Genomic DNA, 12,616 nt, shown 5'->3' on the forward strand with positions numbered 1-12,616 from the left:
GGTCTCAGATCGTGGCGCCGACGAGCGCCTCGCCGAGCGGGGTGCGCACGTGCAGCACCCGGGCGCCGTGGCGCTCGCTCGCGATGAGGCCGCTCTCGCGGAGCACACGGAGGTGATGCGATGCGGTCGAGAGGGCGAGGCGACTGTCGGTCGCGACCTGGGTCGTGGTGCGCGGGTCGTGCGCGGCGAGGAGGATCTCGGCGCGCGCCGGGCTGATGAGCGCTCCGAGCGATCGCGAGGCCGCCGCGGGGTCCTTCGCCCAGGTCGCGGTGACCCCCTGCGCCGGGTAGAAGAGCGTGGGCTGGGCCGGCGGCTCGGTGAGCACCGCACAGCCGAGGCCCCCCATCACCGACGGCACGAGCACGAGGCCGCTCCCCCGGCAGTCCACGAGCTCGCTGTGCCTGCGCAGCCGCACTCGCACGGCGTCTCCGTGCCAGGCGACCGACTCGTGCAGTCCGCCGACCATCGCGGCGATGCCCTCGGTCGTCATCCGTCGGGCGCGCACGGCGATGTCGGCGCGCAGCAGCCGCTCGAGCTGCGGCCAGACGGGTGCGAGCACGGCCTGCCAGACCTCGCCCCACGCCTCGGCGATCATGGCCCGCGCCTGCAGCGGCTGCTCGATCATGCGGCCGATGGCCTCGTTCCGAGCGCCGGTCGATCGGGCGAGCATCTTCGTGAGGTCGGCCCGCAGCAGCTCGGGAGGCACCGCCGCGAGCCGTTCGGCCTCGTCGGCCGGGGTCAGGTCCCAGCTCGGCGTTGCGGTGAGGAAGTCGGGGAAGTACCCGGCCTCGCCGATGATCACGGCCATGAGCTCGAATGCGTCGTGCGGCACCCGGCCCCGCACGCTCCGCAGCCAGCCCCACTGCACCGGCTGCTCGTCGGGACGCTGCAGCACTCGCATCGCATGGCTCAGCTCGTGCCCCGGCGAGATGCCGAACCGGATCGCCGAGATGTCATCGGGTGCCAGCCGGAAGTCCGCGAACATTCGATCCACATCGAAATGCTACCGAGGCGGATGCCGCGGGCGCAGCCTGTTCTCACCGGAACACCGGACGCAGCGCACGAGAGGACTTCCCATGACCACCACCGCATCGATCCCGCCGATCGTGCCGGCCGACGCCATCCGGCTCGGCTCCGGCCGGACGCTCCGCTTCGAGGGGCGCGGTCACGGGGCCGCGGTCTCGTACTTCCTCGTCGACAACGACCCCGGGCAGGGCCCCGACCTGCATCGCCACCCGTACCCCGAGACCTGGGTGGTGCTCGAGGGCGAGGTGCTGCTCACGATCGGCGAGCTGGAGTTCGCCGCGACCGCGGGCGACACGGCGACCGCACCCGCCGGAGCATGGCACCGCTTCGTCGCGACCGGCACCGGCCGCCTGCGGATGGTCTGCATCCACGCATCCGACGTCATCGTGCAGGAGTTCGCCGAGTAGCGCCGAGCGTCAGTTCGCGCGCCAGTACCCGCAGAAGGTGACATTGCCCTTCGGCACGCCGCGTTCGCCGACGAGGTGGCGGCGGGCGCCCGTCGCGAGCTTCGACTCCCCGGCCGCGAACGCGTACACGGAGCCCTCGAGCGCCGGTAGCTGTTTCAGGTGCTCGAGGCTGGCCGCGCCGGGCGCCTGCTCGGGTCGCCGCACGATCCAGTGCACGTCGACGCCGTCGGGCGCCTCGACGTGCTGCCGGTCGTCGATGTCGGCGAGCTCGATGAGCGCGTCGCCTCGCGTGTCGCGCGGGAGATCGCGCAGGATGCCGAGGAGGGCGGGCATCGCACTCTCGTCGCCGACGAGCAGGGTTCGATCGGCATCGACCGGCCGGTAGCCGCAGCCCTGGTCGATGAGGGCGACCGATGCCCCGATCGGCAGGCTGTCGGCCCACGGCCCGGCGATGCCGTCGTCGCCGTGCACCACGAAGTCGATGTCGAGCTCGAGCGGCCCGGGCCGGAACTCGCGCACCGTGTAGTTGCGGATGATCGGCCTCGTGGCCCGCGGCAGCGTCAGGTAGCGCAGGTAGCCCGCCATGTCGTAGGTGCCCGAGAGGTTGTCGAACCTCGTGTCGTCGGCGACGGGCACCGCGAGTCGGAACCACTGGTCGAACCCGAGATGACGCCAGTCGGCGAGATCGTCGCCCGCGACGGTCAGCCGCACGAAGTGCGGTGAGATGCGCGCCGAACGTGCGACCTCCACCTCGACGACACCGGTCGTCGCGTGCGTGATCTCGATGTTGCTGATCGCCAACGAAGCCTCCTGAGTTAGGTAACCCTTACCTTACCTTTCGGCCCCAAACTCGCACCACCCCGAATTCCGGCCAGCGCAGGCACTGAGAAAACCTCAGTGCGCAGCACGGATGCGGCGGCGGTCGGCAGCGCGCACGATTGCCGCACATCCCCATTCACGAGTGCGTCGAGGAGACGACTATGACCGAATCACCGGCCGCGCGAGCCGCAGCTGCCACCACCACCGCATCGCCCGAGCCCGGCTCGAGCCCGACCGACCCGACGACGGCCGATCGAGTGCTGAAGACGAAGCACCGTGCGATGTGGGCCTCGGGCGACTACCCGACGCTCGCCGCCGACCTCATCTGGAGCCTCGGACCGCTGCTCGTCGACGCGGTCGACGTGCACCCGGGTGACCGGGTGCTCGACGTCGCCGCCGGCTCCGGCAACGCGGCGATCCCCGCCGCGCTCCGCGGCGGCGTCGTCGTCGCGAGCGACCTGGCCCCCGAGCTCTTCGATGCCGGCCGAAGCCGGGCGCAGGAGGCCGGGGCCGAGCTCGAGTGGCGCGAAGCCGATGCCGAGGCGTTGCCGTTCGACGACGACGCGTTCGACGCGACCATCTCGTGCGTGGGCGTCATGTTCGCGCCCCACCACGGTCGCGCCGCCGGCGAGCTGCTCCGCGTGACGCGTCCGGGCGGACGCATCGGCGTGCTGAGCTGGACACCGGAGGGCTTCATCGGCCAGATGTTCAAGACCATGAAGCCGTTCGCCGCCCCGCTGCCGGAGGGCGCGGAGCCCGCACCGCTCTGGGGCGACGAATCGCACGTGCGCGAACTGCTCGGCGACGACGTCGAGGAGTTCGAGGCGCGACGGCAGCACGTCACCGTCGATCACTTCGCCTCGCCCGAGGAGTTCCGCGACTACTTCAAGCGGAACTACGGACCGACGATCGCGGTCTACCACCGCATCGCCGACGACCCCGACCAGGTTCGCGCCCTCGACGACGCACTCGTCGAGCTCGCCCGTTCCCACGGTCTCCGCACCACCGGCGATGCCCTGCAGTGGGAGTACCTGCTGGTCACCGCCCGCCGAACCTGACCACGGTCGGCGAATCCCCCCGAAGGAGAATCATGTACCTCAGCGAGGACTACCTCGTGTTCGAACTGCACCACCGCGGCGAGGATCGCCTGAACCGCGAGCTCGAGCAGCGCAGGCTCATCGCCGAACGCGCCGCCGAGAACACGGAGCCGCACGTGACGGATGTCTCGCGCCCGCCGTTCCTCGTGCGGTGGCGTCGCCGGCTCGCACTGTCGACGACCGCCCTGTTCGGAGCCGGCCACGGCGGAGGACCCACCCCCGTCGCGTCGTGACTCGAGTCCCCGGCACCACGACCGGCCCGGTGCGGCGCGCGGCACACGCGCCTACACTGGGCCTCGTGGCGGGCGAATCGCTCACGCCGCGTGAGAGCGCGGTGCTCGCCGCCATCGAGCGGCGCCTCAGCAACCCCGAGATCGCAGCGGAGTTGTTCATCTCCGTGCGCACGGTCGAGAGCCACGTCGCGAGCCTCCGACGCAAGCTCGGCGCCGACAGCCGAGCGGCGCTCGTCGCAGCGGCGGGTGAGCGGCATGAGGCATCCGTTCGACTGCCGCGCAACGCCTTCGTCGGCCGCGACGCCGATGTCGGCGCCGTCGCCGACCTCGTCGACGAGAGCGGCTGGGTGACCATCGTGGGGCCGGGCGGCGTCGGCAAGACGCGGCTCGCACTCGAGTTCGCGAGCCGGCGGCACGGCGAGCGGGCCCCGATCGTCGTCGAGCTCGAGCACGCCGAGGCCGGCGACGTGGTCGCCCGCATCGCGCGGGCGCTCGACCTCGAGTCGAGCCAGGGCACCGACATCACGGCCGCCCTCGCGGTCGCGCTCGGGGCCCGCCCGTACCTGCTCGTGCTCGACAACGTCGATCGCGTCGGGCCGACGGTCGGCGAGGTCGTCGGCCGGCTGCTGGCGAGCACGCAGGGCCTCGGGGTGCTGACCACCTCGCGCACCCCGATCGGCGATGCCGGCGAACGGGTGCACAGCCTGGCGCCGCTGGATTCGTCGGGCACGGACGCCGCGGCGACCGAGATGCTCCTCGAGCGCCTCGGCGCCCGAGGGCTCGTCAGCAGTCCGGCGGAACGCGACCTCGCCGGCGAGATCGCCGCTCGACTCGACGGCCTGCCGCTCGCACTCGAGCTCGCCGCGGCCTGCGCGCGGCACCTCTCCCTGGCCGAGCTCGCCTCCCGTCTCGAGCGCGATTTCACGACCCTCGACCGCGCGGTGCCCGTGGGGCGGCACCGCACCCTCGACACGGCGTTCGACTGGACGTGGGACCTCCTCACCGACGACGAGCGGAACGTGCTCTGCCGCCTCGGCGCACTCCCCCGCACCTTCGACGTCGACCTGGCGGCCGCGGTGACGCACCCCGGCGCCGAGGGCGTCGTGCTCCGCCTGCTCGACCACTCCATGCTCGTGCCCGCCGGCGGGCATCCGCGGCGGTTCCGGCTGCTCGCGGTCATGCGCGAGTACGTGCTGGCGCGGAGCGATCCGGCCGACGTCCGTGACGTGCTCCAGCGGCACGCCGAGTACTACGCCGACCTCGCATCGACGTTCGTCGTACGCGCCCGCACCGACGACAGCCACGAGGCGATGAGCCTCTCGGCCCGCATCTGCCCCGAGGTGAACGCCGCGCTGCGCTGGGCGATGGCCGCGGGGCATCCGTGCGCACTGCCGCTCGCCGCCGACCTCGCGATCGGCATCGAGCAGTACGGATCGGATGTCGACAGCGTGCGCACGCTCGCCATGGCGGCGCGAGACGAGCGCCTGCTGTCGACCGCCTCGGCCGATGAGCTGCTGGCGATCGGCAACGCGCTCTCGTACTTCGACGTGCAGCTCGTCGACGAGCTCGCCGAGCGCGCCCTCGCGATCGCCGACGATGATCGGTCGCAGCTCGCGGCGCACCATCTCGCGGGTCTCGCCGCCGCGTATCGACGTCGCACCGACGACGCCGTCGCCCATCTCGCGATCGCGGAGCGCCTCGCGCTCGCCCTGCACGACGAGTGGGAGCTCGCCGCCGTGCACCAGATGCGGGGCATCGCCGTGCGCGGCCCCGAGCTCGCCGATGCGGCGGCGGCCATCGCCGAGTTCGATGCCGCGATGCACGGATACGCCCGCGCCGGCGACGCCACGCACGTCAGCAATGCCCGGTACATGATGGCCCTGACCGCGGCCGAGTCGGGCCTCGAGACCGAGCAGGCGATCGCGTGGGCGGCGGAATGCGCGGCCTACGCGCGAGCGGCGGGCAACGACCACGAGCTCGCGCACGCCGAACTCGTGCAGCAGATGCTCGGGGTGCCCGGCATCACGACCGGCATCGACGAACTCGTCGACGTCTTCCGACGCCTCGGCGATGTGCGGTGCACGACCCGCAGCCTGATCCTGCAGGCCGACCGAGCGGAGCCGGGTCGACGGGCGGTGCTGCTCGAGCAGGCGCTCGGGTTCGCCGATTCCGCGGGCGATCGCGCGAACCAGACCGCGATCCGGGAGCGCCTCGGTGCGGCTGCGCGGTGACGACCGCGGGCGACGACCGGTCCGCAGATGCTAGAACTGCGTCATGGGTATTCGCATCGTCGTCATGGGCGTCTCCGCCGTCGGCAAGTCCACCGTCGGCCGGTCGCTGGCGGAGCGCCTCGGCGTGCCGTTCCGTGACGCCGACGAGCTGCACCCCGCGTCGAACGTCGCGAAGATGGCCTCGGGATCCGCGCTCGACGATGCCGACCGCGAGCCATGGCTCGACGCGGTCGGTGCCGAGCTCGATGCCGCCGCCACGGGAGTCGTGATGGCCTGTTCGGCGCTGAAGCGCTCGTATCGCGATCGTCTCCGCCACGCGGCACCCACCACGGTGTTCGTGCACCTGCACGGTTCCGACTCGCTGCTCGCGACGCGGGCCGCCGCCCGCATCGACCACTTCATGCCGGCGAGCCTGCTCGGCTCCCAGCTCGCGGTGCTCGAGCCGCTCGCGGCCGATGAGGCCGGCATCACGGTCGACGTCGACGGTGCGCCCGCCGAGATCGTCGACCGCGCCGTCGCCGGCCTCGATGCATCGGCCGAGGCGATCACACCCCGATCGTGAGCGCGGCGGTGTATCCGCCCGCGACCGAGCCCGACATGCTCGCGATCTGGTGGATCCCGCCGTCGTCGCCGAACACGTTGTCGCTCGAGAGGCTGACCCGCGAGACGTTCCGCACGCTCTGCTCGTACCCGCTCGTGGCGTAGACGACGCCGTTGACCTCTTCGGGCAGCGCGATCTGCGAGGTCTTCACGATCGGGCCCGACGCGACGGCGTTCGCCACGTCGGAGTACACCTCGAAGTGGAGGTGCGGCCACCGGCCCGAGTAGCAGGCCGGGTAGATCGAGGTGAAGCGCACGGTGCCCATGGCGTCGGCCTCCTGCACGCCGCGCAGGTAGTTCTCGTGCTCGATGCCGCGAGAGTAGAGCGAGTACGCGCCGTCGCGGTCGCAGTGCCAGAGGTAGACCCCGGCACCGACGAGGGCGCTGCCCGTCGCGGCATCCCGCACCGTCAGTTCGATCGTGAGCGGCACGCCCTGCGCGACCGTCGTCGACGACCCGAACGACGAGCGGATGTCGCTGCGCACGATGCCCGAATCGTCGAGCACGTCGACGCCGTTCGAGCCGTCGGCCGGGTAGGGCCCGCCGGTCTCGTCGGGCACCTCGTCGAGGGGGCCTGACGCCTCGGCCGACGCCGACGCCCACGGGCTCGCCGTGCCGCTCGCGGTGGCGCTCGCGCTCGGCTCCGGCTCGCCGCCCGCGCAGGCGGCGAGCAGCGTCGTCAGCCCGATGCCGCCGAAGATGCCGAGCATGCGGCGGCGGTCGACGAGGGTGCGGATGTCGTAGACGAGGCCGCGGTGGTCCTCGTCGATCACGTCCCCGTGCTCGTCGATCCAGCGGGGGTCGGTCGTCATGTGCTGCTCCTTCGTCTCAACGGAGCACCAGCATGGACAGCGGCGCAGTGGTCGTGCTGTGCGCCCCCGATGAGGTTCCTATGGGGGTTCCGCTCATCGGCCGGTCGGCGAACAATGGAGGTCGGAGGGAGCACACCATGCCGACGAGCGCACGGGAGACGGGCCGCGCCCGACTCGACGAGATCTCACCCGAGCTGCTGGCACGCCCCGACGTCGCGATCGCTCGGATGTTCGGCTCCGACGGCGTCTCGGTGCGCGGCAAGCTCTTCGCCTTCGTCGCGAACAGCGGCGGCCTCGTGGTGAAACTGCCCGAGGCGCGCATCGACGAACTCGAGCTCGACAACATGGTCATGCGCGGCCGCCCGATGCGCGAATGGGCCGTGGTGCCGTTCGACGACGGCGTCGATCGGTGGCGCGAGATCGCCGATGAGGCCCACGCCTTCGTCGACTCGATCACGCCGTAGACGCGGCGCCGCGCACCGGCCGAACGGATGCCTCGGCGCGCCCGACGACGGTCAGGGCACGAGGTGCCCCGCCCGGCGACGGTCAGGGCACGAGGTGCCCGGCGGCGCGGAAGAGCTCGTACCATTCGGCCCGGGTGAGCGGCAGCTCCGACCCGAGCGCCGCTCCGGCCACGCGCTCGGGGCTCGTCGTGCCGAGCACGACCTGCATGTTCGCCGGGTGGCGGGTGATCCACGCCGTCGCGATCGCGATGGGCGGCACGTCGTAGGCGGCGGCGAGGCGGTCGATGACGGCGTTGAGTTCGCCGTACTCGGGCGAGTCGAGGAAGACCCCCGTGAAGAAACCGGCCTGGAACGGCGACCACGCCTGGATCGTGATGTCGTTGAGGCGGCAGTAGTCGACGATGCCGCCGCCGTCGAGCGTGACCGACTGCGCCTCGGACTGCATGTTCGCGGCGATGCCCTGGGCGACGATCGGCGAGTGCGTGATCGAGAGCTGCAGCTGGTTGGCGACGATCGGCTGGCGCACGTACCGCTTCAGCAGGTCGATCTGGCGGGGCGTGTGATTCGACACCCCGAACGCCCGCACCTTGCCGGCGGCCTCGAGCTCGTCGAAGGCCCGTGCGACCTCTTCGGGTTCGACGAGGGCGTCGGGGCGGTGCAGCAGCAGGATGTCGATGTAGTCGGTGTCGAGGGCGGCGAGCGAACCGTCGACCGACTCGATGATGTGCTCGTACGAGAAGTCGAAGTACGGGCCGTCCTTCACGATGCCGGCCTTCGTCTGGATCGTGAGCTCGGCGCGCTGCGACGGGGTCAGCTGCATCGCCTCGGCGAAGCGGCGCTCGCAGCCGTGCAGTTCGGTGCCGTAGATGTCGGCGTGGTCGAGGAAGTCGATGCCCGCGTCGCGCGCCGTGCGCACGAGTTCGCGGACCTCGTCGTCGCTCTTGTCGGAGATGCGCATGAGACCGAGCACGACGTTCGGTGCGGCGATCTCGGTTCCGGCCAGAGTGATGGTCTTCACGGTGCTCCTCATCTTCCCGACGGTCGATCGTCGGGCCCGGCATCCACACTAGGCGCGCAGCAGGCCGCGCAGTGTCTGGATCGTGTCGGCCTCGGCCGCCGTCTTGTCGTCGCGATACTTCTTGACCCGTGCGAACCGCAGCGCGATGCCACCGGGATAGCGACTCGAACGCTGCACGCCGTCGATGGCGATCTCGACGACGATGCTCGGCTCGACCCAGACGGTGTGCTCGGTGCGCCGGGTCTCGATCTGCGGAAAGCGCTCGGTCTGCCAGCGCAGCAGCTCGTCGGTGAGTCCCTTGAAGGTCTTGCCGACCATCACGAAGCCGCCGGGCTCGCCGAACTCGCCGACCGGGTCGAGGGCGCCGAGATGCAGGTTCGACAGCCACCCCGTGCGCCGGCCCGAGCCCCATTCGCACGCGAGCACCACGAGGTCGTAGGTGAGCACGGGCTTGACCTTGATCCAGCTCGACCCGCGTCGGCCCGCCGCATAGGGCGAGCCGATCGCCTTGACCACGACGCCCTCCTGACCTGCGGCGAGGGCATCGGCTGAGACCTGCTCGGCCACTGCGGGGTCGGCCGTGATCTCACCCGGGATGCGATGCCCGGGCGCGATGCGCTCGAGTTCGGCGAGCCTCGTCGAGAGCGGTTCGTCGAGCAGGTCGCGCCCGTCGACGTGGAGCACGTCGAAGAACCACGGATGCAGCACCGTCTCGCTCGCCGACTCGGCCCCGAAGCTCGACATCGTGTCTTGGAACGGGCGGGGCGCCCCGTCTTCATCGAGGGAGAGCGTCTCGCCGTCGAGGATGACGTCGTGCACCGGGAGCCGCCGCACGACGTCGACGACCTCGGGCAGTCGCCGGGTCACGTCGGCGAGGTTGCGGGTGAAGACGCGCACCTCGTCGCCCGCGCGGTGCACCTGGATCCGGGCGCCGTCGAGCTTGTACTCGACCGACGCCTCGCCGGTGGCCTCGAGCGCCGCGGCCGCGCTCGAGGCGGTGGCGGCGAGCATCGGCAGCACGGGCCGCCCGACGACGAGGCCGACGGCGTCGAGCTCGGCCTCTGTGCCCGTGAGCGCGAGCCGGGCCGTCTCGCCGAGGTCGCCCGAGAGCATCGCCGCGCGGCGCACGCCGGCGACCGGGCGCTCGGCCGCCTTGGCGATCGCGTCGGTGACGACGCCCTCGAGCGCGCCGGTGCGCACCTCGCCGAGCAGCACTCGGCCGATGAAGCCCTGCTCGCGCTCGGTCGCGCGCCCGATGAGCTCGCCGAGTTCGCGGGCGCGTTCGCCCGACGAACCGGCACCGGAGGTCGCCGCCAACCGGTCGAGCGCGGCGTCGAGCTCCCCCACCGTGAGCGACGGCTCGGCGGCGGGCTCCCCGGTCGCGGCGGCGACGCCGCGCCATCCGATGCCCACCCGGCCCTGCCGCGGCTTGCCCACGAGGAACCCGACGGCCGGCGCGATCTCGTCGGGTTCGAGTCGGCGCAGCAACTCGGCCAGCGCCTCGATCTTCGCGAGGCGCGAGCGGGTCGAGGCGACGGTGTCGGCGGTCAGCACGAGTTCGTCGAGCAGCACGGGGCCAGTCTGCCACCGGCGTCCGACATGCCGACGCGACGGTTCGACACTGGCCGGCTCGCGTCAGGCGCCGTAGGCGGCGACGAACACCCGCGCGGAGTTCGCCGCATGACGCTGCAGGGCAGCGGCATCGGGGATCGCCCCGTCGCCGAGCAGCATCGCCTCGTTCATCGGTGCCCCCATGACGAGCCAGTTGAAGGTCGTCGCCGCCTCGACCGGGTCGTCGACCGAGAGCAGGCCGCGCTCGGCGAACGCGGCCATCGTGACCGCGAGCGAGTGGATGGCGCGCGCCGGTCCGTTCTCGTAGAGCGTGCGAGCGAGGTCTGGAAAGCGCTCGACCTCGCCGATGACGAGTCGGCGGAGCTTCAGGAGGCGCGGAGTCATCACGACGGCGAGCTCGTCGGCGGCGTAGCCGGCGAGATACCCGGCGACGTCGTCGTCGGGGGCCGGATGCCCGTCGAGGTCGTGCAGGCCGTCGCCCGCCGCGGCGGTCATCGACGAGACGAGTTCGACGAACAGCGACTCCTTGCTGCCGAAGTGCGCGTACACGGTCTGCTTCGAGACCTCCGACAGCTCGGCGAGCTCGTCCATGCTCGTGCCGAGGTATCCGTTCCGCAGGAAGAGGTCCTCCGCGGCGGCGAGGATCGCGCGGCGCTTGCGCTCCGAACGAGTCGGTTCGTTCGTTCCGGCCATGCGTCCTCCCTTGACGTTCAGTACTGGACAGTCTAGTTTGATCAAATCACACTGGTCAGTCCAGTTCGAGCATCGTCTCCGAGAGAGGGAAGCACCATGTCGGAATTCGTCGTCTCCACCACCGGCGATCGCATCGCCTACGATCGCCGCGGCTCCGGGCCCGCACTCGTCTTCGTCGCCGGCGCCGGCCCGTGGCGGGAGATCGACCCGGAGACCACCAGGACCGCCGAGCTCCTCGCGGACCTCGGCGTCACGGCGATCGTGTACGACCGGGTCGGCCGCGGCGAGAGCGCCGCCTCGGGCGTCATCACACTCGAGCGCGAACTCGCCGCGATCGAGGCCCTGATCGGTGCCGCCGGCGGCCACGCCGTGCTCTGCGGCCACTCCTCGGGGTGCTCGATCTCGTTGCGCGCCGCGGTCGACGGGCTCGCCGTCGACGGCCTCGCGCTCTGGGAGGCGCCGCTCGCCCCGCCGGGCAGCGGCGGGCGCGAATGGGCCGACGAGGTGAATCGCCTGATCGACGCCGGCGACCACGGCGGCGCACTCGACGCCTACATGCGGGACATGCCGCCCGAGATCCTCGAGATCGTCCGCAGCATCCCGGCCATGATCGATCAGGCGCCGAGCCTGCGACCCGACGGCGAGTCGCTCGCCTGGGCCGAGTCCGCGCCGCACGCCGAACTCTTCGGCGGCATCCGGGTGCCGGTGCTGGCGATGGTCGGCGAACAGACCTACGACATCATGACGCCCGCCGCCGAGTCCATCGCCGCTGCGATCCCCGGCGCGACGTGGAAGGCGATGCCCGGGAGCGAGCACGGCTGGGAGCCGGAGTCGATGGCTGCAGAACTCGCCGCCTTCGTGCACGCCGCGGCTACCCGGCGCAGCGATCGGGAATAGCTGCTCGCGCGTCTGCGTTCTGGTCTTGTCGATGGGTACCCTGATTCACTCCTAGGTGGTCGATCGCGTCGAGCTCTGCTCCGCGGTTTCCGATGCGCGCCTCGCGCGCACCTCACGGACCAATCCCGGGCGTCGTTCCTCCGCTTCGCCGTGCTGCCCGCCACCGGCCTCGATTCCGCCGGCCTGCCGCGTGCGACCCCGGGTCCCCTGAAGGGACTCCCATGTACCGATCTGCATTGCAGCTGACCCTGCGCACCGTCACGAAGCGGTTCGCCGACCGCCTCGTGCTCGACGGCATCGACCTCGCGGTGCGACCCGGCGAGCGCGTCGGCATCGTCGGCGACAACGGCTCGGGCAAGTCGACCCTGCTCGCCCTCATCGGCGGCGGTCTCGCACCCGATGACGGGGTCGTCAACGTGACCGCGCCCGGCGGCATCGGACACCTCGCGCAGGTGCTCGACCTCGAGGCATCCGCCACGGTGCAGCAGGCACTCGACGCCGCACTGGCCGAACTGCGCGCGCTCGAACACGAGGTGGCCGCCGCCGAGGCGGCACTCTCAGGCCTCGACGGGTCCGAGCTCGCCGAGGCGCTCGACGAGTACGGCGCGCTCGTCGAGCGGTTCGCCGCCCGCGACGGGCACGCGGCGAACCATCGCCTGGGCGTCGCCCTCGCCGCGCTCGGCGTCAGCGGCCTCGACCGTGCTCGCCCCTGGGCGAGCCTCTCGGGCGGCGAGCGCTCGCGGGCCT

The 12,616-nt window shown here is 71.8% G+C and carries 14 protein-coding genes; 8 read left to right on the top strand and 6 right to left on the bottom strand.

Annotated features, from left to right (window positions below; translation table 11 throughout):
* Positions 1 to 4 precede the first annotated feature (4 nt).
* A complete protein-coding gene (locus ACFTQE_RS18245; RefSeq protein ID WP_376926411.1) occupies positions 5 to 985 on the bottom strand; it encodes a DUF5937 family protein in 981 nt (326 codons plus the stop codon).
* Between the two features lie 91 nt (positions 986 to 1,076).
* Here ACFTQE_RS18245 and ACFTQE_RS18250 point away from each other — a divergent pair, with 91 nt between their 5' ends.
* The gene (locus tag ACFTQE_RS18250; RefSeq protein WP_376926398.1) at positions 1,077 to 1,433 is read left to right on the top strand and encodes a cupin domain-containing protein; all 357 of its coding nucleotides are present in this window, start codon (positions 1,077 to 1,079) and stop codon (positions 1,431 to 1,433) included.
* Between the two features lie 9 nt (positions 1,434 to 1,442).
* Here the strand turns inward: ACFTQE_RS18250 and ACFTQE_RS18255 are convergent, their stop codons facing one another.
* Complete coding sequence (locus tag ACFTQE_RS18255) at positions 1,443 to 2,234, bottom strand: siderophore-interacting protein (protein ID WP_376926399.1); 792 nt, start codon at positions 2,232 to 2,234, stop codon at positions 1,443 to 1,445.
* Between the two features lie 179 nt (positions 2,235 to 2,413).
* On the opposite strand from ACFTQE_RS18255, the gene ACFTQE_RS18260 reads away from it, so the two are divergent.
* The 4 genes from ACFTQE_RS18260 to ACFTQE_RS18275 all read left to right on the top strand — a co-directional run bounded on the left by ACFTQE_RS18260 (position 2,414) and on the right by ACFTQE_RS18275 (position 6,375).
* On the top strand, positions 2,414 to 3,310 hold the full coding sequence (locus ACFTQE_RS18260) for a class I SAM-dependent methyltransferase (protein ID WP_376926400.1): 897 nt from the start codon (positions 2,414 to 2,416) through the stop codon (positions 3,308 to 3,310).
* 32 nt (positions 3,311 to 3,342) lie between these two features.
* Positions 3,343 to 3,582, top strand: a complete 240-nt coding sequence (locus ACFTQE_RS18265) for a hypothetical protein (RefSeq protein WP_376926401.1) — start codon at positions 3,343 to 3,345, stop codon at positions 3,580 to 3,582.
* A gap of 65 nt (positions 3,583 to 3,647) precedes the next feature.
* A complete protein-coding gene (locus ACFTQE_RS18270) occupies positions 3,648 to 5,813 on the top strand; it encodes an ATP-binding protein (protein WP_376926402.1) in 2,166 nt (721 codons plus the stop codon).
* Positions 5,814 to 5,856: 43 nt separating this feature from the next.
* Positions 5,857 to 6,375 carry a gluconokinase gene (locus tag ACFTQE_RS18275; RefSeq protein ID WP_376926403.1) on the top strand — a complete coding sequence of 173 codons (519 nt, stop codon included), beginning with the start codon at positions 5,857 to 5,859 and terminating at the stop codon, positions 6,373 to 6,375.
* Here the strand turns inward: ACFTQE_RS18275 and ACFTQE_RS18280 are convergent.
* The gene (locus ACFTQE_RS18280; protein ID WP_376926404.1) at positions 6,359 to 7,225 is read right to left on the bottom strand and encodes an intradiol ring-cleavage dioxygenase; all 867 of its coding nucleotides are present in this window, start codon (positions 7,223 to 7,225) and stop codon (positions 6,359 to 6,361) included. The genes ACFTQE_RS18275 and ACFTQE_RS18280 overlap by 17 nt on opposite strands.
* 137 nt (positions 7,226 to 7,362) lie before the next feature.
* On the opposite strand from ACFTQE_RS18280, the gene ACFTQE_RS18285 reads away from it, so the two are divergent.
* Positions 7,363 to 7,689, top strand: a complete 327-nt coding sequence (locus tag ACFTQE_RS18285; RefSeq protein ID WP_376926405.1) for a hypothetical protein — start codon at positions 7,363 to 7,365, stop codon at positions 7,687 to 7,689.
* Positions 7,690 to 7,771: 82 nt separating this feature from the next.
* On the opposite strand, the gene ACFTQE_RS18290 is transcribed toward ACFTQE_RS18285, so the two are convergent.
* From ACFTQE_RS18290 to ACFTQE_RS18300, 3 genes are all read right to left on the bottom strand, one after another.
* Entirely contained in the window at positions 7,772 to 8,707 is a 936-nt protein-coding gene (locus ACFTQE_RS18290; protein ID WP_376926406.1) for an aldo/keto reductase family oxidoreductase, read from the bottom strand.
* A 48-nt stretch (positions 8,708 to 8,755) separates the two neighbouring features.
* Positions 8,756 to 10,279, bottom strand: coding sequence for an ATP-dependent DNA ligase (locus ACFTQE_RS18295; RefSeq protein WP_376926407.1), 1,524 nt, complete (start codon positions 10,277 to 10,279; stop codon positions 8,756 to 8,758).
* Between the two features lie 63 nt (positions 10,280 to 10,342).
* Positions 10,343 to 10,972 carry a TetR/AcrR family transcriptional regulator gene (locus ACFTQE_RS18300; RefSeq protein ID WP_376926408.1) on the bottom strand — a complete coding sequence of 210 codons (630 nt, stop codon included), beginning with the start codon at positions 10,970 to 10,972 and terminating at the stop codon, positions 10,343 to 10,345.
* A 96-nt stretch (positions 10,973 to 11,068) separates the two neighbouring features.
* Between ACFTQE_RS18300 and ACFTQE_RS18305 the strand changes: the two genes are divergently transcribed.
* Both ACFTQE_RS18305 and ACFTQE_RS18310 read left to right on the top strand, forming a co-directional pair.
* The gene (locus tag ACFTQE_RS18305) at positions 11,069 to 11,869 is read left to right on the top strand and encodes an alpha/beta fold hydrolase (RefSeq protein WP_376926409.1); all 801 of its coding nucleotides are present in this window, start codon (positions 11,069 to 11,071) and stop codon (positions 11,867 to 11,869) included.
* A gap of 221 nt (positions 11,870 to 12,090) precedes the next feature.
* A partial coding sequence (locus ACFTQE_RS18310) for an ATP-binding cassette domain-containing protein (protein ID WP_376926410.1) occupies positions 12,091 to 12,616 on the top strand: 526 nt, incomplete at its 3' end.

This window comes from Agromyces sp. NPDC056965 (assembly GCF_042673425.1).
In the GTDB taxonomy this organism is placed as follows: Bacteria; Actinomycetota; Actinomycetes; order Actinomycetales; family Microbacteriaceae; genus Agromyces.